Genomic DNA, 19,248 nt, shown 5'->3' with positions numbered 1-19,248 from the left:
CGGGGCGACGCCCGCGGCCCTCAAGCCGACGAGCGAACGATGGCCGAACATTCCACGCCCCATTTCCACAATCAGCCCGGCGTTTCCCAAATTCGCGTCGGCGCCAAGGAATTCATGTGCGTCGGCGCGCTGCCGCCCTTCGACCATCCGCATGTCTATATCGACATGGGCGCCTCGAATGAGGCCGTCTGCCCCTATTGCTCGACGCATTACGTCTATGACCCCGCCCTCCGCGGCGGCGCCGACCCGGCCGAATGCATCTATCGCCCGGCGCAAGACGCCGCTGCTTGACGGAAGCTAACGGGTGAGCGCGCCGATCGTCATCGCCGGCGCAGGCATCGGCGGCCTCGCCGCGGCCCTGTCGCTGGCGCGCGCCGGCAAACGCGCGCTGGTCCTGGAGCGCGCGCCGCGGATCGAGGAGATCGGCGCCGGATTGCAGATCGCGCCGAACGCCGGGCGAGTCCTCGCCAGCCTCGGTCTCGAGACGGCGCTCGCAGCCATGGCGCTCGAGCCCGAAGCGATCAATATCCGCCGCGGACGCGACGGGGCCGTGCTGGCTCGGCTCGACCTTTCCGATGCTAGGAACCGCTGGGGCGCGCCGTTCAGGCTGTTCCACCGCGCCGATCTGCAGGGCGCGCTGCTGCAGGCGGCGCTCGAGAATCCGCAGACACATGTCCGCTCCGGCGCCCGCGTCGGCGATTTCGAAGCGCGCGCGAACGGGGTTCGCATTCGCGTGCACACGCAGGAGGGCGTCGAGGAAATCGAAGCGGCGGGACTTGTCGGCGCCGATGGCGTGCGCTCAAGCGTGCGCGCCCATCTTGTTCCTTCGGAGCGCGACGCGCCCTATTATTCCGGTTGCGTCGCCTGGCGGGCGACTTTGCCCGCCGACAGCGTTCCGGCGGCGCTGCGCGCCCGCGAATCGAACCTCTGGCTGCTGCCGGGCGCCCATGTCGTGCACTATCCTTTGCGCGACGGCTCGCTGATCAACGCCGTCGTCATCATCGAGGAGCCGCCGGAGGCCGAGGACGCCCATTCGAGCCTGTCGCTCAAGGGCGCGGAACTTGCAGGTCGCTTTTCGCAGCGTCGCCTCGCCGCTGAGCTACGCGAATTGATCGAGGCCGGCGATTCCTGGCGGCATTGGCCGTTGTTCATGCGCCCGTCGCTGAAACAATGGACGCGCGGGCCGGTGACGCTGCTCGGCGACGCCGCGCATCCGATGGTTCCGTTTCTGGCGCAGGGCGCGGCGCAGGCGATCGAGGACGCCGATGCGCTCGGCGGCGCTTTCATGCGCTTGGGCGCGACGGTCGAGACCGGCTTCGCCGCCTATGAAACCGTCCGGCGCGACCGCGCCGAGCGGGTGGTGCGCGCCTCGCGACGTCAGGGCGCATATGATCATCTGAGCGGACTGCCGGCCGTCGCGCGCGATCTCGCGATTCGCGCGCTCGGCGGACCCGGCTTGCTCAGGCGCAATGCCTGGCTCTATCGCGATCCGCTCAGGTGATGACGCTTGGCGCTGCGCGCTGCGTATAGCGCTCGATCGCGGCGAGTTCACGCGACAGCGCTATGAGGTCGGCGAGCGCCGACTGAGTTTCCAGATATTGTTGGGCGGGATCGGGTTCGTAACGCTCGATGTAAACGCGCAGCGTCGCGCCAGACGTGCCGGTGCCCGACAGCCGATAGACGATTCGCGAACCGTCGGCGAACATCACCCGCAAGCCTTGATGCAGAGAGTCCGAGCCGTCGACCGGATCGTGATAGGCGAAGTCGTCGGCCTTCGCGACTTCGAGCCCGCCGAAACATTTGCCTTCATGAGTCGGCAAACGATCACGCAGCGCGTCGATCAGCGCATGAGCGCCGTCGCTCGCGACTTCCTCATAATCGTGACGCGAATAATAATTGCGTCCATAGCTCGTCCAATGCTGACGAACGATGGCGTCGACGCTCTCCTTGCGCGCCGCGAGCATGTCGAGCCAGAACAGCACCGCCCACAGCCCGTCCTTCTCGCGCACATGATCCGAGCCGGCGCCGGCGCTTTCCTCGCCGCAGATCGTCACAAGGCCGGCGTCGAGCAGATTGCCGAAATATTTCCATCCGGTCGGCGTTTCGTAGAGCGGGACGCCGAGTTTTGCCGCGACGCGGTCGGCGGCGCCGCTTGTCGGCATGGACCGCGCGATTCCCGCAACGCCCTTGCGATAGCCCGGCGCAATCGTCGCGTTGGCGGCAAGAATCGCGAGACTGTCAGAAGGCGTGACGAAACGCCCGCGGCCGATGATGAGATTGCGATCGCCGTCGCCGTCAGAGGCGGCGCAAAGATCGGGCGCGGCGTCGGACATGGCGAGATCGTATAGATGCCTCGCATAGACGAGATTGGGATCGGGATGATGGCCGCCGAAGTCGGGCAGGGGCGTCGCATTGATGACGCTGCCCGGCCGCGCCCCCAACTCTTCTTCGAAAATCGCACGCGCGTAAGGGCCGGTGACCGCCGACATGGCGTCGAATTTGAGGGTGAGCCCCGAACGAAACGCGTCGCGAATGCGATCGAAATCGAACAGCGTCTGCATCAGCGCCTGGTAATTCGCGACGCTGTCGACGATTGCGACGCGCATGTCGCCGATCGTCGTTTCGCCGATCCTGTCGATATCCACGTCGTCAGTTTCGACGACGCGGTAGGATGTAATTTCGAGCGTGCGTCGGTAGATCGCTTCCGTCGTCTTCTCAGGCGCGGGGCCGCCATTGGCGACGTTGTATTTGACGCCGAAATCGCCGTGCGGGCCGCCGGGATTATGGCTCGCCGAGAGCACGATTCCGCCAAAGGCCTTGAGCGAACGAATAAGCGCCGAGACGGCGGGCGTCGAGAGGATGCCGCTCTGTCCGACGATGATGCTGCCGACGCCGTTCGCCGCGGCGATCTTCAAAATTTTTTGAATGGCCTCGCGATTGTAATAGCGGCCGTCGCCGCCAAGGACGAAGGTCGCGCCCTCAAATCCTTCGAGACTGTCGAAGATCGACTGAACGAAATTCTCAAGATAATTGGGCTGCTTGAAGATTTCGACCTTCTTGCGCAGTCCCGACGTGCCCGGCCGCTGGTCGGCGAAGGGCATCGTTGCGATTGTTATCGCGCGTAATTTTCCCATTTCGTGTGGAAGCCTCGCATAGCTGACGGCGCCGCGATCGGCGCGGCGACAGCTTCTACAATTTGCTTCCTGTCACGGCAAAAAGGCGGCGAGAGAAACGCTCGCCGCCTTTTTCAGATTTCGTGACGGGCTTTGAGCTTACCAGCCCCAGCCGCCGTAATAGGGATATCCGCCATAATAATAGCCCGGATAGTATCCATAGGGATAACCATAATATCCGCCGCTCGACGCCGCGAGGCCGGCGCCCAGAAGTCCAAGGCCGACGCCCGCCGCGACGGCGGCGCCGGGATTGTAATAGCCGCGCCGATAGTAGCCGCGATAACCCCATCCACGTCGATACCAGACGTTTTCGACGGAGCTCGAGGGCGAGACCACCGACCGATCCGGCGCGCTCATCGGGCCAGCGAGCGCCTCGGTGGGAATGGCGGTCGCCAAAGTCGCGGTGCATAGCGCGCCGCAAAGCGCCAATTTTAGGCCATTACGCATCATTTCTACTCCTCCTGGCGCGGCGTTCCGCCGCGATGCGTCGCAAACTCTGCTGGAGCTCGCGCCGTAACTAACAACTCGCTTGGGAGGGAATTGATCCGAATTCGGGAGGCTGAAGCCGAACTTTTTTCTCCTTCATGCTAAACGGCCGGCGTTGGGGACGAACGTCACCAACGGCCGCGACGGCCCTCGCGCGTCGCTCGAGAGTCAAATGACATAATGACTGCAAGGCTTTAAGCGGCGCCGTCTCGAGACGTGGCCTCCTCCTCGGCGACCGCGAGCCGGTAGCCGCCGCCATCCGTCTTGAGCCAGCGCGGGCGCGCCGGCGACGACTCCAATTTGCGTCGCAAGCGGTGAATATGGGTTTCGAGCGTGCGGGTCGACATATTCGGCCCGTAGCCCCATACGTCGCGCAGCAGCGCTTCACGGGACACGGCTGCGCCCTGCGCGCGCGCAAGCCTCGCGAGAATGGCGGATTCTTTTTCCGTCAGTTTCAGACGCGCGCCGGTCGGGGTCCATAATTCGCCGGCCTCGAAGCGATAGGGGCCGACGGCGCTCGGCGCCGGCGCCGAATCGACGAGATCGACAAGCTCGGCGAAGCGGAACGGACGCGCGATGACCGCGTCGACGCTTGGCGGCGGCGCTTTCGGCGCATCGGCGATCAGCACGATCTTGGTCGTGCAGCCCTGCCGGCGCGCATCGGCAAGCGCTTCCGCGTCGCAATGCGCCTCATCCAGGATCGCCGCATCGGGCCAATCTTCTCCCGGCGCGGCGAACCGGCCGTCGCGCAGCGCATAGCGGCCGAGCGCGGCGAATTGCTCGACGACAATGGCCTGCAATCGCGGTTCGGCGGCGATGCTGACGATGCGCGGAAGTGACATGATCCGTAAAGCGCGCTCTAAACTGCATATGGGCGATTCCGCCCATATTCGGCGTGACCCAGCGCGCCGGCAAGCGGCGCGGATGAAGCCATCATGCCACGGCGATCAATGCGGACGAAACCCGTTGAACTCAATTTGCTACGCGTCGCGCGGCGAATCGGCGGGCGCCCGCACGAGGGTCGGCTGATCGCCGGGACGCTGGTTCTTCCTTGCGCGCTGGGCCGCAGCGGAATCACGCGTTGCAAACGCGAAGGCGATGGCGCGACGCCTGCCGGCCGCTGGCCGCTCCTCTATTTCTACCTGCGCGCGCCACTTCCATTGCGCCTGCTTTGGCGGCGCATGCGGCGGGGCGATATCTGGTGCGACGATCCGCGGTCGTTTCTCTACAACAAGCCGCTTCATGGGCCCTCGCGCCTCGGCCATGAGGAAATGTGGCGCAAGGACGAACTCTACGACGCCGTCGGGGTGTTGGATTACAACCTTCGTCCCCGCACGCGCGGGCGCGGCAGCGCGATTTTCTTTCATGTCGCGACCGGCGATCTTTCGCCCACCGCCGGCTGCGTGGCGCTGCGAGCGCGCGACATGGCGCGACTTCTGCCGAGGCTCGGGCGCTCAGTCTCAGTGTCAGTATCTTGAGACGGCTCCTTTTGATCTTTGGTTGAGCTATGATGCAACCCTAGGCGTTCGAGTTCTTCGATTCGCGGTTATAGAGGCCGTATGCTCCGTGGCTAATGCAACCACAGTCCATTTTGACTGGAAGAACCACCCCGTCGTAGTGGCCGCGCTGGCTGCTGCGGGGGCGTTTGCGTTCGCTATCACTTACATAGTTCCCGTTTACACTACGGAATTGCAGGCCGACCTTCGCCTCCTGAAAAAGGAAGTCGAACGTTTGCAATCGGAATTGAATTTGCAAACCGATGCTGCCGTTGCGGCCAAAGAAAAAATCAAAGAGTTAACTTTGGCCAACGAGACTGCGCATAAAAGGCTCCAAAAGGCCGAATTGAGCGGTCTGTATTCTTCGGGTAGCGCTTATCCCGTGGGTTTAGAAAGAATTAAGATAGGCGACAATATCAACGACATATTCAAAGTATATCGGCCAGAGTCGATTAAAAAGGCAGATGAAGAAAGCTATGAAGTTTCTAACGAACACACTTTTTTTGATAAGGTAACCTATTCATACGATCCAAAATCTCCAAAAAGTAACATTGTACAAATTTCCCTGCACGCTTCCAGCGTACCATTTGACGGTGATGATATTGTGTTAGAGAAGCTCTATGGAAGTATAGGAAGGCCGGCATCGAATCCGGAGAAGGGCCGCTACTGCTGGAATCTCAAACAAGGAGTGTCAGCTTACATTATATTTGGTGGCTCTTACCAGTTAATGGACTCGCAACATTATCCCAGGCTATGGCCTCAAAGTGGTTGTGTGGAAAAAAAATAGAAAACAATGCCTGCCGTCGTAAGCGTTTACGCGGGATAATCGCGCTCGCCCATGATCGCTGAGCCGACCCGGACATAGGTGGCGCCGAGCTGTATCGCGAGTTCGAAATCCGAACTCATGCCCATCGAGAGTTCGCTCAATCCATTGCGCGCGGCGATGTCGGCGAGGAGCGCGAAATGCGGCGACGCCTGCTGATCGACCGGCGGCACGCACATCAAGCCTTCGATCCGCAGCCCGTAATTGTCGCGACAGGCCGCCAGGAACGCGTCGGCGTCTTCGGGAAGGACGCCGGCCTTTTGCGGCTCGGCGCCGGTGTTGACCTGCGCGAACAGCCTTGGGCGCTTGCCTGTCCTGGACATTTCCTCGGCAAGCGCTTTAGCGATCTTTTCCCGATCGACGCTTTCGATGACGTCAAAGAGCGCCACCGCCTCATGCGTCTTGTTCGATTGTAGAGGGCCGATGAGGTGAAGTTCGATATCGGAATATTTCTCGCGGAGCTTGGGCCATTTGGCCGCTGCCTCCTGAACCCGGTTCTCGCCGAAAATCCGGTGGCCCGCATCGAGCAGCGGAACGGCCGCCTCGGCCGGAAAAGTCTTGGTGACGCAGACGAGGCGGATGGCGCGGAGGTCGCGGCCGCAGTCCGTTGCGGCGCGGCAAATCGCGTCGCGCGTCGAAAAAGGCGGTCCAGGGCTCCCATGGCTCGCGAAAATCGCGATTTTCGCGAAAGGGTCAAGCGCCGAATGTTTTGTGCTTTCGCAGTGCGGAACTTCCTGCGGTCCGGCGCGTTAGCTTTCGGCCGGGGCGAGATGCGGTTGCGACGTTCGATATTGAGAAACGCCGGAGCCCTACCAATTACCATTCTCACAGCATTGGAGGCCGAAAATGGTCAATGACAGCCTGATTTACGACGGCGGAGCGACGCAATTGCATCATCTGCGCCGCAAATGGGGTGGATCGTCGCGCTTGGCGCGCTGATGCTCATTGGCGGCCTGTTTGCGCTCTACAATGTCGCGACAGCCACGATCGTGACCGTGTTTTACGTCGGCGCGGCGATGCTCGTCGCCGGCGCGATGGAAATCATCACCGCCGTGCAAATCAGGCCCTGGGGCAGGGCGCTGCTGTGGGGCGCGATCGGAATCATCACGATCCTCGCTGGATTCTTTACATTCCAGCACCCCTTGCTCGCTGCGGTGTCGCTGACGGCGCTCGTCGGGGTCGCGCTGATCGTCGCCGGCCTGTTCAAGCTGATCCTCGCTTGGCACATCCGCGACGTCGGCCCTTGGGGCCTCGTGGCATTTTCAGGCGTGATCAGCGCCGTGCTCGGCGGCATGATCATGGCGGAATGGCCGATGTCGGGCCTCTACATCCTCGGCCTGTTCCTGGCGATCAATCTGATCTTCGAGGGCGTCAGCTGGATCACCGTCGGGCTTTCCGCGAAGGCGTAAGCCGACCTAATCATCCGAGCAAGACCGGTGGGGGGGACCGCCGGTCTTGCTTAAGGGCTCCGAACTTGGGTTAATTTTAGCTCACTTTCAGCCGGCATGGCCGGGCTTGTCCCGGCCATCCACGCCGGACAATCGCGGAATGTTTCGCGCAGAGTCCGAATGTCCGGCGCAGTTTTTCACATTTGCCGCGTCAAGCGCGGCCATGACGCGCCGAGAGGGCGCCTCGTTAACCTCGATTCAGACCCCTGGGTCTTGCTTGCGCAGCCTTGCTTTCATCCCGCTGCTGCATCAAGCAGCAGGGTCGAATAAGATGCGCTGGTCAGGCTCCCGACGATTGACGAGCGTTGGATTGTTAAACCATGCGACGCAGGTTCGGATTAAAGCTCGGACATCCTATTTTTGCCCTTCCGGCCATTTGAATCCGAGGTAGTAGCCATTCGCGATTCCGGCGAGGAGCAATAGATTTGAATCGAATTTTGGAAACGAGAGTTGCGATAGAACCGACCATAGGAATATCGCGACGAGGATGAGAGTCCAGGCGAGCATTTGAATTCGATAAAGAGTCACGGTTTGCCCATCAGACAAAATGTCGGTCAGGAAATTGCCGCTCGAAGGCAGCGCCTTTTCCTTCGAATCCATCAGAACTGAAGCCAGTCCACTGCTGCCTTGAATGCCTAGCAAGGTAAGAACCTCCGGCGTTATTATTCCGTCCGATTTTCCAGTGACGACCCAAAGCAGGATGAAACATCCGATCGTCAGGATCGACCATAAGCCCAAGCCGACTTTGCTCAGGCTGAAAGTGGTTAGATACGGCGTTGCATCTTTGCCATCGACGAGGCCTGCTCCATGTCCGCTTCCGTCTCGAAGCAACCCCGAATTCAAGTTTCCGATGATGAGGCCGCCGGCGACCAACAACAAACCGATGAGGCCCGCCAAAACCAAAATGGGTTTGAACACCACGAGCGTCGTTTTGTCGTCTTCGCTGGTAACGGCGCGCGGAACCGACTCCTCGGCATCGCCCAAGCCGATGCTGACCGATCGCTGTCCGGTCAGAAGCCTGGCGCCGCCGAGAATCTTTTTCCAATTTGACTGGGCTTGCGGTTGATCGGCGACTCTGACTGGCCAGGTCGTCCACAGCCAATCCCCCGAGTCGGCGTTTGGCGCGATTGGAATCGCGATATGCGCGTCAATGTCGTCGATAAATAATTTTAACGACTTACCTTTGGTTAACTCTGGATACTTTTTTCCGTTGAGCGCAATACAGAGCGGTCCGTTCAATTCAAAACTTCGGAGGATGTCGCTCCCAAAGGCTTTTTGTGCTGGCGGGACGACCACCGAAACATTTGGATTCAGCGTGGCCGACTTTTTGACTTCCGCTGTGCACCCGACGGCGTTCATCGCTTCGGTGACCGAATATCCCGAGAAGGCCAATACCCCCGCCATCACCAAGGCGCCGAGGACCGCGACAATATTTCCAGTAGATGCGCGCATTTTGGAAAGCCTCAAAAAATTAAACAATTAGAATCCGGGATGCGGAGGATGAGCAAAGTCTGCCCCTCCAAACGCCAATCACATACCCAAATGCGATTTAATTGTGCGGCGCCAAGATCATCTCGCCGGTGGGGGTCTGTCAAGGATCACGGAGTCGTTGCGCGACCCTTTGACATCCCCTCGACCCCCCGGCATTTAGAGGCGCAATCCAGAACGCCTGTGACCGGACGCGCCAGCCAGATGAGACCCGAACGCTATAATTTCGCCGAGGCGGAGCCGCGCTGGCAAAAAATTTGGGAGGAAAAGCAGTCTTTCAAAGCCGGCGACCGACCGGACGCCGAAAAATATTACGTGCTCGAAATGTTTCCCTATCCCTCGGGCCGGCTGCATATGGGCCATGTGCGCAACTACTCGCTGGGCGACGTCCTCGCCCGCTTCATGCGCGCCAAGGGCTTTGACGTGCTGCATCCGATGGGGTGGGACGCTTTTGGCCTTCCCGCCGAAAACGCTGCGGCGCAAACCGGGGCGCCTCCGGCGCAATGGACCTACGCCAATATCGCGGCGATGCGGGCGCAGCTCAAAACGCTGGGCCTGTCGCTCGACTGGTCGCGGGAAATCGCGACCTGCGGTCCCGAATATTACGGGCGCCAGCAAAAGCTCTTCCTCGATTTTCTCAAGGCCGGCATCGTCGACCGCAAGAAGTCGAAGGTGAATTGGGACCCGGTCGACATGACGGTGCTCGCCAATGAGCAGGTCATCGACGGGCGAGGCTGGCGTTCGGGCGCGCTCGTCGAGCAGCGCGAGCTGACGCAGTGGTTCTTCAAGATCACCTCCTATTCGGAGGAGCTGCTCGCCGCGCTCGATGGACTTGACCGCTGGCCCGACAAGGTGCGGCTGATGCAGCGCAATTGGATCGGGCGCTCGGAAGGCATGCTGGTCCGCTTCGCGCTCGCCGATAAAGTCGGGGATACGCGAGAGATCGAAGTCTTCACCACCCGCGCCGACACGCTGTTTGGCGCGAAATTCGTCGCGCTCGCCGCCGATCATCCGCTGGCCAAGGCCGCCGCCGAGAAGGACCCGGCGCTCGCCGCCTTCGCCGAGGAGTGTCGGCGCGGCGGGACCTCCGCCGAAGCGATCGAGACCGCCGAAAAGAAGGGCTATGACACGGGGCTGCGCGTCGTTCATCCCTTCGATCCCAATTGGACGCTGCCGGTCTATGTCGCGAATTTCATTCTGATGGATTACGGCACGGGCGCGATTTTCGGCTGCCCGGCGCATGACCAGCGCGACCTCGACTTCGCGACGAAATATGGGCTCGGCTTCAAGGTCGTCGTCTGCCCGGAGGGACTCTCGGCGCAAGCGCTCGAACGCCAGATCGCCGAAAGCGGCGAAGCCTTCGAGGCCGACGGCGCTCTGGTGAATTCGGGCTTTCTCGACGGGCTCGCCGTGCCGGAGGCGAAGGAAGAGGTGGCGAACCGTCTGACGACGACGGCGCTGTTCGGGCTTCCTCAGGGCGAACGCAAGGTGAATTTCAAGCTGCGCGACTGGGGGATTTCGCGCCAGCGCTATTGGGGCTGCCCGATTCCGATCATTCATTGCGAGAGCTGCGGCCCGGTTCCGGTTCCCGAAGCCGATTTGCCGGTCAGGCTGCCGGACGACGTATCCTTCGACCAACCCGGCAATCCTCTCGACCGCCATCCGAGCTGGAAGAACATCCCCTGTCCCTCCTGCGGCGCGCCGGCGCGGCGCGAGACCGACACGATGGACACTTTTGTCGACTCCTCCTGGTATTACGCGCGCTTCGCCGATCCGCATAATGAGACGGCGCCGGCGAGCGCCGAAGCGGTGGCGCGCTGGCTGCCGGTCGATCAATATATCGGCGGCGTCGAGCATGCGATCTTGCATCTTCTCTATTCGCGCTTCTTCGCCCGCGCCATGCGCGATAGCGGCCATGCCGCGGTCGCCGAGCCTTTCGCCGGACTCTTCACGCAAGGAATGGTGGTTCACGAAACCTATCGCGCGCCGGACGGCCAATGGGTCGCGCCCGACGCCATCCGGATCGAAGCAAGGGACGGCGGCCGCCGCGCCTTTCTCCTCGACGGCGATGTCGAGATCGAGATCGGCCCGATCGAGAAAATGTCGAAGTCGAAGAAGAACACGGTCGACCCCGACGATATCGTCGCGAGCTATGGCGCCGATACGGCGCGGCTTTTCGTGCTTTCCGACAGCCCGCCCGACCGCGACGTGATCTGGTCGGACGAGGGCGCCCAGGGCGCCTGGCGTTTCATCCAGCGCCTGTGGCGCCTCACCGGCGAACTCGGCCGGGTCGCGGCGCCCGTCGGCGCGGAGCCGCCGGCGGAGTTCCACGATCTGGCGCTTGCCGTGCGCAAGGCGACGCATCGATCGATCGCCCAGGCGAGCGAGAATATCGAGCGGTTGCGCTTCAACAGCGCCATCGCCCGCATCCGCGAATTCGCCAATGAGCTGACAAGCGCGCTCGACGCCGTGACCGAAACCCCGGTTCCCGACGATCTCGCCTTCGCCTTCCGCGAGGCGGCGGACGCGCTCATCCGGCTCGTCGCGCCGATGACGCCGCATGTCGCGGAAGAATGCTGGGCCGATCTGGGCCACGGGGGCCTCGTCGTCGAGGCGGCATGGCCCGTCGCCGATCCTACCCTCGTGGCCCAGGAGATGATAAGCCTGCCGGTGCAGGTCAACGGCAGGAAGCGCGCCGAAATTCTCGTCGCCCATGACGCCGACGAAGAAACGATTCGCAAAGAAGCTTTGGCGCAAGATGGGGTTCAGCGGGCCATGGAAGGCAAGCCGCTGAAGAAATTCATTCTGGTTCCGAAGAGGATCGTCAATGTGGTGGTTTAGCAAGTCGGCAGTCGGCAGGTCGGCAGTCGGCATCCGTCCTATTGCCGACGGCCGACGGCCGACTGCCTTGCGCCGGCAAGTGCCGCTCCTGTGCCTGGCGCTTCTCGCCCTGCCGCTCGCCGGCTGTCTGCAGCCGCTTTATGCGCCGGCGGGCATCGGGGTCGACTCGGCGCCGCTCGCGGCCGAGCTGCAATCGATCGCAGTGGACGAAATTCCCCAGCGGCTCGGGCATTATGTTCGCAATGAGCTGATCTTCGGGCTGAACGGCACAGGCTCGCAGCCGCCGCCGCGCTACCGGCTGATGGTGACGCTGCGCGAGCGCGTGCAGACGCCGATTCTCGACACGGTGACGGGTCGCGCCACCTCAGCGACGGTGATCGTCGACGCTGAATACCGGCTGGTCACCGTGCCGCAGGAGATCGAGGTGACCAAGGGCATCGCCTTCAATATCGCGAGCTACGACCGTTTCTCGAACCGCTTCTCCAATGTGCGCGCCGCGCGCGACGCGGAGATTCGCAACGCGCGGGTCATCGCCGAATCGATTCGCACCAGAATCGCCACGGTCATGGCGGCCCGCTTGGGGCCCGTCCCGCCGCCCGTCGTCCCCAATTGACGGGAGTAGCGGGCGGCGGCGCATCATGACGGCGATCAGGCATCGCGACGCCGAACGCTTCGTCGCCGCGCCGCCGGAGGGCATTTTCCTTTTTCTTGTCTTTGGCGCTGACGCCGGCATGGCGCGCGAGCGCGCGCTGGCGATCGTCCACAGGCGCGTCGACGATCGCCGCGATCCGTTCCAATTCATCGAAATGAGCGGCGATACGGTCGCCGCCGATCCACTCGCGCTGCTCGACGAGGCCAACACCACGCCGCTCTTTGGCGGACGGCGCGCGATCCTTGTCGAGACCGGCGCGAAATCGGTGCTTCCGGCGCTCACTTCGCTCATCGCCGCGCCGCCAGAGTATTGCACGGTGGTGCTGACGGCCGGCGCGCTGAGGCGCGACTCGCCGCTGCGCAAGCTGGTCGAAGGCGCGAAGCTGGGGGCGGCGATCGAATGCCAGCCCGACGCCGAAGCGGATTTGCAGGCGCTGATCGATCGCAGCCTGGGCGAGGCCGGTCTTGTCGCCAGTCCCGAGGCGCGCGGGCTGCTGCTGGGCGCGCTCGGCGAAGACCGGCTGATGAGCCGCGCCGAACTCAGCAAGCTCGCGCTCTATATGCACGGCCGCGAACATGTCGAAGCCAAGGACGTCGAAGCGATCGTGGCGCATGCTTCGAACATCGCTTCGGATCGCCTCGTGACGGCGGCGTTCGGCGCGAACGCTGACATCGGCGCGGCGCTCGACGCCTATTTCGCGCAGGACGGCGACGCGCAGCCGCTTCTCATCGGCGCCTTGCGCTACGCCGTCGCGCTGCACCGCGCCCGTCTTGCCATGGAGCGCGAAGGCGGGCGTCCCGACGCTGGCGTTTCGGCGCTGATGCGCGCGGGCTTCGGCTTCATGCATCGGGCGTTGATGGAAGAGCAGCTCAAGCGCTGGTCATCGGCGCGGCTCGGCGCGCTGATCGAGCCGCTGCGCGCCGCGCAGACTCGGGCGCGCGCCAACGCCAATATCGCGCAAATGGAGGCCGAACGCGCGCTGTGGAACGTCGCGAAAGCCGGCGCGCGGCGATAGTCAGGCGTCGGTCAGCCTTGGCCTTCGTCCAGCAATATGGTGAAGCCGCCGAAGATCATGCGCTTCCCATCGAAGGGCATCGGCATGTCCTTCATGCGCGGGTCTTCGTGCATTTTCTTATGGGCCGCGTCGCGAATCTCTTTCGACGGCCACAGCACCCAGGAGAAGACGACATTCTCGCCGCTCTCGGCGGCGACGGCGCGTTTGAAGTCGGTGACCTTGCCGTCGGGCACCTCGTCGCCCCAGCATTCGACGACGCGCAGCGCGCCCCATTCCTTCATGATCGGCCACATCAGCGCGGCGGCCTTCTGGTAATCTTCCTTCCGTTCCACCGGCACCGGAATTACGAAACCGTCGACATAGCTCATTGCGCCGCTCCTTTTTGCTGACGCGCGTTTGACGCTGCCTTGGAGTATACGCAAAGCTTGCGTCGCCAATGACGGTCCGTTCAAGCCGCGCTGGCGAGGCTTTCGAACAGCGCGCGGCCATCGATTCCGCCGACCAACGGGTCGATGAGATTTTCCGGATGCGGCATCAGGCCCAGCACATTGCGCTTGTCTGAATAGATTCCGGCGATGTCGTTGCGCGAACCGTTGGGATTAGCCTCGCCGCCGACCTTTCCGGCCGAATCGCAGTAGCGGAAGGCGACGAGGCCGTCGCCCTCCAGCCGCTCGATCGTCGCCTCGTCGGCTTCGTAATTGCCTTCGCCATGCGCGATGCAGACCTCGATGATCTGGCCGCTGGCGTAATGCCGGGTGAACGCCGTATCGTTGCGTTCGACCTTGAGATGCTGCATTCGACAGACGAAGCGCAGATTGGCGTTGCGCATCAGCACGCCCGGCAGAAGGCCGCTTTCGCAGAGTATCTGAAAGCCGTTGCAGACGCCGAGCACAAGCCCGCCGCGCGCCGCATGGGCGCGCACCGCATCCATGATCGCGGCGCGGCCGGCGATCGCTCCGCAGCGCAGATAGTCGCCATAGGAAAAGCCGCCGGGCAATACGACGAGATCAGTCCCGGCAGGCAGCTCGTGATCAGCGTGCCACAGCATCGAGGGCGCGCGCCCCGTCGCTTGTTTCAACGCGCGCGCCATGTCGCCTTCGCGATTGGAGCCGGGGAAAACGACGACGGCGGCTTTCATGGGCATGTCCGTTTCGGCAGGTCGGGCTTCGGCAGTCGGCAGTCGGAAAAGCTGCCCCGACTGCCGATTGCCGAAGCCCGACTGCCCCTCATCGCCTTACACATCGATCTGGTAATTCTCGATGACCGTATTGGCGAGCAGCTTCTCACAGGCCGCTTGCAACTGAGCTTTCGCGGCGTTGGCGTCGGCGCCGGCGAGCTCCACGTCGAACACCTTGCCCTGGCGCACGCTCGCGACCCCTTCGACGCCGAGCGATTTCAGCGCGCCTTCGATCGCCTTGCCTTGCGGATCGAGGATGCCGGATTTGAGAGTGACGACGACGCGGGCTTTCATCGGCTGGGTCCCATCATGAATGGAAAAACTGTTAGTCGGCGCCGCGTGAACACGCAATCTTATTTGCGCCGATATTCACCAGATCGCCATCGATCCCGGCCAAGCTGCGATCCGCGTCGCCGCGCGAGCCAGCGCGCGCATTGTCTCGCAGAGCGATGGGGATAAGATCAAGTCATGGCATTCCAACGTCCATCGATGGTTTGGATCGCGACCGCTGCGGTCGTCGCCGCAACGATCGTCCTGCTGCGCGAAATCCTGACGCCTTTTTTGGTTGGGATCGCGCTCGCCTATCTGCTCGACCCGCTCGTCACCCGACTGGCGCGTCTCGGATTGGGCCGAGGCGTCGCGGCGCTTGGCATCATCAGCCTTTTCTATGCCGCCATCATCGCCTTGATCGTCGTTCTCACCCCGATAATTGGCGAGGAGATCGCGCTTTTCGTCGAAAAACTTCCTGGTTATCTTTCGCAGCTGCAAACCTTGGCGACTGACCCAAGCCGGCCCTGGATGCGCAAGATCATCAGCGAAGGTCTGAACGAAGCCCGGCAGTCGACAGGAGAATTGACGACCCTCGGCGCCAATTTGGGCGCCAATCTCTTGCGCAAGCTCTGGTCGGATGGCGGCGCATTGGCGTCGATCTTCTCCTTGCTCGTCGTCGCGCCGATCGTCACCTTCTATCTGCTGATCGATTGGGACCAAATCATCGCGACGCTCGACAAGATGATTCCCGCGGCGAATCGAGAGACGGTGCGGGCCTTGGCGCGCGAGATCCATGAGACGATCGGCGTGTTCCTGCGCGGCCAGGGGCTGATTTGCCTCATTCTCGCTTTGTATTACGCGGTGGCGCTCGGCTTGACCGGCCTCAACCATGCGTATCTGATCGGCATCGTCGCCGGTCTGATCAGTTTTATTCCTTATTTGGGCGTGCTTACCGGCTTGGTGTTGTCGATTAGCGTGGCGCTTCTTCAGTTTTGGCCGAGCTGGGATTCGATTCCGTTCATCGCGGGCATCTTCATCATCGGACAATTGGTTGACGATAACCTGTTGACGCCCCGTCTCGTCGGCGCGCGGGTGAATCTCGATCCGCTTTCGGTCATGTTCGCCATCGCGGCGTTCGGCTATCTGTTCGGCTTTGTCGGTCTGCTTATCGCGGTGCCGTTGGCTGCGACGATCGGCGTGATCGTGCGCTTTATCCTGGCGCAAGGTGTGGAAGCCTCGTTCGACCGGGCGCCGGAGCGGAACGCCGTCGCGTCAAATCCTCCGCCGAAGAAAGGCCGCTGGTGGTTCTGACCGGTATGGAGCCCTGCGGCTCTGCTATTCCACCAGCTTCGGCGCGCCGGTGCGGATCGTCTCGTTTTCCTGCATCACGCCGAGACGGCGCGCGACCTCGGTATAGGCTTCGACGAGCCCGCCCAGGTCGCGACGGAAGCGGTCCTTGTCGAGCTTGTCGTTCGACTTGATGTCCCATAGCCGGCAGCTGTCAGGCGAAATCTCGTCGGCGACGACGATCCGCATCATGTCGCCTTCCCAGAGCCGTCCGCATTCCATCTTGAAATCGACGAGGCGGATGCCGACGCCGAGGAAGAGGCCGGAGAGGAAGTCATTGACGCGGATGGCCAGAGCCATCACGTCGTCGATCTCCTGCGGGGTCGCCCAGCCGAAGGCGGTGATATGCTCTTCCGACACCATCGGGTCGTCGAGCGCGTCGTTCTTATAGTAGAATTCGATGATCGAGCGCGGCAGCTGCGTGCCTTCTTCCATGCCGAGGCGCTTGGCGAGCGAGCCGGCCGCGACATTACGCACGACGACTTCGAGCGGGATGATCTCGACTTCGCGGATGAGCTGCTCGCGCATGTTCAGCCGGCGGATAAAGTGGGTCGGCACGCCGATGCTGTTCAAATGCTGAAAGATATATTCGGAGATCCGGTTGTTCAGCACGCCCTTGCCGTCGATCACCTCGTGCTTCTTCGCATTGAAGGCCGTGGCGTCGTCCTTGAAGTGCTGAATCAAGGTGCCGGGCTCCGGGCCCTCATAGAGGACCTTGGCCTTGCCCTCGTAAATGCGGCGACGGCGGTTCATCGGGATCAACCGGGGCTTGAGAAAATCCATGGGGTGGGCTTGGCTCCTCCGAAGTCATGTCCGCATGCAGCCGCCCGTTCCGGGCGCGGGGCCTCAAGGAGCGGCGGCGGGCAGGCGCCCGGGCCGAAGATTAGGGCGGTCCTAGCGTTTTTAGCCGCCAGTGACAAGCCGACATCGCATTCTATAGCAAAGGGAAAGGCGAGACAATCAAACAGACGAGGCGGCGGCTGAGCATTACCGCGCCTCTCACGCATCCCCCTCGCGCCGGCGCCCTTTTGGTGGGCGCCGGGCCGGGCCGCTCATTTTTGAAGCCTCCGGGCGCCACTACTTCCAGCCGGCCTGTTTCTCGCACTCTTTTCGGGCGTCAGGATTCGAATTTTCCCATTCGGTGACCGACCGCGTTTCGCTGTCGTCCATCTTCTCATTCATGCAAATGCAATAGGCGCGGATAATGGCGGGCGTCCCGCCTTCCTCGTCCTTGTTATCGCTGATGCATTGATTGATCCATTTAAGGTCGTCGCTGTTCATTTTCTGGGCGAGCGCTGGGCCGCCAATAGCCAAGACGCACGAAAAGACGCATGACGCAGCGATTGCAACTTTCCTCATCGACGACTCCCCAGCCTGGTCCGACGATCGGACGACGAATGCTAGCATTCGCAGAAGGTTTGGCGAGATGGCGCGGCCTCGCTTGCGATCTATTTTCGCCGGGCGCGACATCTCATGAACGGTCGCGGTCGCGACTGACCCTAAGTTTCGAGCGAAGAACCGAGCGGCGCGCCCGCTTGCGATCGGCCGAAATCGGGCGTTTGGACGCAGTCAAGATCGCGCTGTCCGGCATTGGCTTTGCGCGCGAATGCGCCTATATCGAACCGAAGCAGACGCTTTCTGCGTCGCCCTCCCCATAGATCAGCCCGCCGAGGATGAACGTGAGCACTTTCGACCAGCGCGAAGACTCCTTCGAGAAACGCTTTGTCCATGACGAGGAGCTTCAGTTTCGCGCCGAGGCGCGCCGCAACAAGATGCTCGGCTTGTGGGCGGCGGAAAAGCTCGGGAAAACCGGCGCCGAGGCTCAGGCTTACGCCGAGTCGCTGGTCGCGGCGGAAGTCGCCGCCGACGCCAATGAGCGGGTCGTCGCGCAGGTCAAAAAGGATTTCGAGGCGGCCGGCGTCAACCAGTCCGAGCACCAGATCCGCCGCACCATGGACGAAATGCTGGCCAAGGCGATGGCGGAGATCAAGGCGGGCGAATAGCCGCGGCTAACGGCGTTTTCATTTTCTGCGGCGACAGTCGCGCGATGCGCGATTCGTCTTCTAAAGCGCCGCTTCCCGACGCCGCTAGCTTTTCGGCGGCGCCGGCGATCGCTGCAGAAGCGGCGGCGTGGTTGAGCTATCTCGCTGGCGAGCGGCGCGCCTCGCGCCATACCGTCGAGGCCTATCGCCGCGACCTCGCCGCCTTTCTCGCCTTTCTGACTGAACATCTCGGAGCGCGGCCCGGCGCCGCCGAGCTGCAAGCCCTTCAGCCAGCGGATTTGCGCGCCTTTCTCGCCAAGCGCCGCCGCGACGGATTGGAGAGCCGCTCGCTGCTGCGGGCGCTTGCCGCCGTGCGAAATTTTCTGCGATTTCTTGAGAAGAAGGGCTTGGCCCGCGCTGATGTTTTCGGGGCGGTGCGCCCGCCTAAGCGCCCGCACAGCCTGCCCAAGGCGCTCACCGTGACCGACGCCCGCGACATCGTCGACCCCGCGCAGCGGGCGGGCGAGGCGCGCGAGCCCTGGGTCATCGCCCGCGACGCCGCCGTGCTGGCGCTGCTTTACGGGGCCGGGCTGCGGATTTCCGAGGCGCTGTCGACCGCGCGCGACGCGGCGCCGGTCGGCGCCGCCGATCGGGTCACGATATTGGGGAAGGGCGGCAAGAGCCGGACCGTGCCGGTGATCGCCCCGGTGCGCGCGGCGATCGAGGCCTATCTCGCGCTCTGCCCATACGAGCTTGCCGGGGGGCCGCTGTTCGTCGGCGCGCGCGGCGGGCCGCTGTCGCCGCGCATCGTCCAGCTCGCCGTCGAGCGCCTGCGCGGCGCGCTGGGCCTGCCGGACAGCGCGACGCCGCATGCGCTGCGCCATTCCTTCGCGACGCATCTCTTGGGCAAGGGCGGCGATCTGCGCACGATCCAGGAATTGCTCGGCCACGCCTCGCTGTCGACGACGCAGATTTATACCGCCGTCGACAAGGCGCGGCTCCTCGACGCTTATCGGTCTGCCCATCCGCGCGCCGCGGATTGAGCCAGCA

The 19,248-nt window shown here is 62.8% G+C and carries 20 protein-coding genes and 1 pseudogene; 11 read left to right on the top strand and 10 right to left on the bottom strand.

The window, feature by feature from the left end:
- Positions 1–39 precede the first annotated feature (39 nt).
- Positions 40–291, top strand: a complete 252-nt coding sequence (locus U1E20_RS07405) for a zinc-finger domain-containing protein (protein WP_409979952.1) — start codon at positions 40–42, stop codon at positions 289–291.
- 13 nt (positions 292–304) lie between these two features.
- Complete coding sequence (locus U1E20_RS07400; protein WP_409979951.1) at positions 305–1,501, top strand: FAD-dependent monooxygenase; 1,197 nt, start codon at positions 305–307, stop codon at positions 1,499–1,501.
- Here the strand turns inward: U1E20_RS07400 and U1E20_RS07395 are convergent.
- From U1E20_RS07395 to U1E20_RS07385, 3 genes are all read right to left on the bottom strand, one after another.
- Complete coding sequence (locus tag U1E20_RS07395; protein WP_409979950.1) at positions 1,494–3,134, bottom strand: alpha-D-glucose phosphate-specific phosphoglucomutase; 1,641 nt, start codon at positions 3,132–3,134, stop codon at positions 1,494–1,496. The genes U1E20_RS07400 and U1E20_RS07395 overlap by 8 nt on opposite strands.
- Positions 3,135–3,272: 138 nt before the next feature.
- The gene (locus U1E20_RS07390) at positions 3,273–3,623 is read right to left on the bottom strand and encodes a hypothetical protein (protein ID WP_409979949.1); all 351 of its coding nucleotides are present in this window, start codon (positions 3,621–3,623) and stop codon (positions 3,273–3,275) included.
- A 230-nt stretch (positions 3,624–3,853) separates the two neighbouring features.
- Entirely contained in the window at positions 3,854–4,501 is a 648-nt protein-coding gene (locus tag U1E20_RS07385) for a winged helix-turn-helix domain-containing protein (RefSeq protein WP_409979948.1), read from the bottom strand.
- Between the two features lie 108 nt (positions 4,502–4,609).
- On the opposite strand from U1E20_RS07385, the gene U1E20_RS07380 reads away from it, so the two are divergent.
- Positions 4,610–5,137, top strand: a complete 528-nt coding sequence (locus U1E20_RS07380) for a L,D-transpeptidase (RefSeq protein WP_409979947.1) — start codon at positions 4,610–4,612, stop codon at positions 5,135–5,137.
- A gap of 88 nt (positions 5,138–5,225) precedes the next feature.
- A complete protein-coding gene (locus U1E20_RS07375; RefSeq protein WP_409979946.1) occupies positions 5,226–5,942 on the top strand; it encodes a hypothetical protein in 717 nt (238 codons plus the stop codon).
- 26 nt (positions 5,943–5,968) lie between these two features.
- Here the strand turns inward: U1E20_RS07375 and U1E20_RS07370 are convergent.
- Positions 5,969–6,639 (bottom strand): annotated as a pseudogene (locus tag U1E20_RS07370) (YggS family pyridoxal phosphate-dependent enzyme).
- Between the two features lie 247 nt (positions 6,640–6,886).
- On the opposite strand from U1E20_RS07370, the gene U1E20_RS07365 reads away from it, so the two are divergent.
- Positions 6,887–7,387, top strand: coding sequence for an HdeD family acid-resistance protein (locus tag U1E20_RS07365; RefSeq protein ID WP_409979945.1), 501 nt, complete (start codon positions 6,887–6,889; stop codon positions 7,385–7,387).
- Between the two features lie 393 nt (positions 7,388–7,780).
- On the opposite strand, the gene U1E20_RS07360 is transcribed toward U1E20_RS07365, so the two are convergent.
- A complete protein-coding gene (locus U1E20_RS07360; protein WP_409979944.1) occupies positions 7,781–8,878 on the bottom strand; it encodes a hypothetical protein in 1,098 nt (365 codons plus the stop codon).
- A gap of 240 nt (positions 8,879–9,118) precedes the next feature.
- Here U1E20_RS07360 and leuS point away from each other — a divergent pair, with 240 nt between their 5' ends.
- From leuS to holA, 3 genes are all read left to right on the top strand, one after another.
- The gene (gene leuS, locus U1E20_RS07355) at positions 9,119–11,755 is read left to right on the top strand and encodes a leucine--tRNA ligase (RefSeq protein WP_409979943.1); all 2,637 of its coding nucleotides are present in this window, start codon (positions 9,119–9,121) and stop codon (positions 11,753–11,755) included.
- Between the two features lie 79 nt (positions 11,756–11,834).
- Positions 11,835–12,368, top strand: coding sequence for a hypothetical protein (locus tag U1E20_RS07350; RefSeq protein WP_409979942.1), 534 nt, complete (start codon positions 11,835–11,837; stop codon positions 12,366–12,368).
- A gap of 25 nt (positions 12,369–12,393) precedes the next feature.
- The gene (holA, locus tag U1E20_RS07345) at positions 12,394–13,422 is read left to right on the top strand and encodes a DNA polymerase III subunit delta (protein WP_409979941.1); all 1,029 of its coding nucleotides are present in this window, start codon (positions 12,394–12,396) and stop codon (positions 13,420–13,422) included.
- Positions 13,423–13,433: 11 nt separating this feature from the next.
- Here the strand turns inward: holA and U1E20_RS07340 are convergent, their stop codons facing one another.
- The 3 genes from U1E20_RS07340 to purS all read right to left on the bottom strand — a co-directional run bounded on the left by U1E20_RS07340 (position 13,434) and on the right by purS (position 14,893).
- Complete coding sequence (locus U1E20_RS07340; RefSeq protein ID WP_409979940.1) at positions 13,434–13,790, bottom strand: DUF1428 domain-containing protein; 357 nt, start codon at positions 13,788–13,790, stop codon at positions 13,434–13,436.
- Positions 13,791–13,870: 80 nt separating this feature from the next.
- Entirely contained in the window at positions 13,871–14,560 is a 690-nt protein-coding gene (gene purQ / locus U1E20_RS07335) for a phosphoribosylformylglycinamidine synthase subunit PurQ (protein ID WP_409979939.1), read from the bottom strand.
- A 96-nt stretch (positions 14,561–14,656) separates the two neighbouring features.
- Complete coding sequence (purS, locus tag U1E20_RS07330; protein WP_409979938.1) at positions 14,657–14,893, bottom strand: phosphoribosylformylglycinamidine synthase subunit PurS; 237 nt, start codon at positions 14,891–14,893, stop codon at positions 14,657–14,659.
- A gap of 174 nt (positions 14,894–15,067) precedes the next feature.
- On the opposite strand from purS, the gene U1E20_RS07325 reads away from it, so the two are divergent.
- Positions 15,068–16,180: an AI-2E family transporter gene (locus U1E20_RS07325; protein WP_409979937.1), complete on the top strand. Its 1,113-nt coding sequence runs from the start codon at positions 15,068–15,070 to the stop codon at positions 16,178–16,180.
- Between the two features lie 24 nt (positions 16,181–16,204).
- Here the strand turns inward: U1E20_RS07325 and purC are convergent, their stop codons facing one another.
- Together purC and U1E20_RS07315 are read right to left on the bottom strand one after the other, a co-directional pair.
- A complete protein-coding gene (gene purC, locus U1E20_RS07320) occupies positions 16,205–16,999 on the bottom strand; it encodes a phosphoribosylaminoimidazolesuccinocarboxamide synthase (RefSeq protein WP_409979936.1) in 795 nt (264 codons plus the stop codon).
- A gap of 294 nt (positions 17,000–17,293) precedes the next feature.
- Complete coding sequence (locus tag U1E20_RS07315) at positions 17,294–17,497, bottom strand: hypothetical protein (RefSeq protein ID WP_409979935.1); 204 nt, start codon at positions 17,495–17,497, stop codon at positions 17,294–17,296.
- Positions 17,498–17,895: 398 nt separating this feature from the next.
- On the opposite strand from U1E20_RS07315, the gene U1E20_RS07310 reads away from it, so the two are divergent.
- Both U1E20_RS07310 and U1E20_RS07305 read left to right on the top strand, forming a co-directional pair.
- Positions 17,896–18,219, top strand: coding sequence for a DUF1476 domain-containing protein (locus tag U1E20_RS07310; RefSeq protein WP_409979934.1), 324 nt, complete (start codon positions 17,896–17,898; stop codon positions 18,217–18,219).
- A 44-nt stretch (positions 18,220–18,263) separates the two neighbouring features.
- Positions 18,264–19,241, top strand: a complete 978-nt coding sequence (locus tag U1E20_RS07305) for a tyrosine recombinase XerC (RefSeq protein ID WP_409979933.1) — start codon at positions 18,264–18,266, stop codon at positions 19,239–19,241.
- The last annotated feature ends 7 nt before the right edge of the window (positions 19,242–19,248 follow it).

Source organism: Methylocystis sp., assembly GCF_046349115.1.
GTDB lineage: Bacteria > Pseudomonadota > Alphaproteobacteria > Rhizobiales > Beijerinckiaceae > Methylocystis.
The sequence above is the reverse complement of the archived record's forward strand: the minus strand, read 5'-3'. Positions and strand labels throughout refer to the sequence as shown.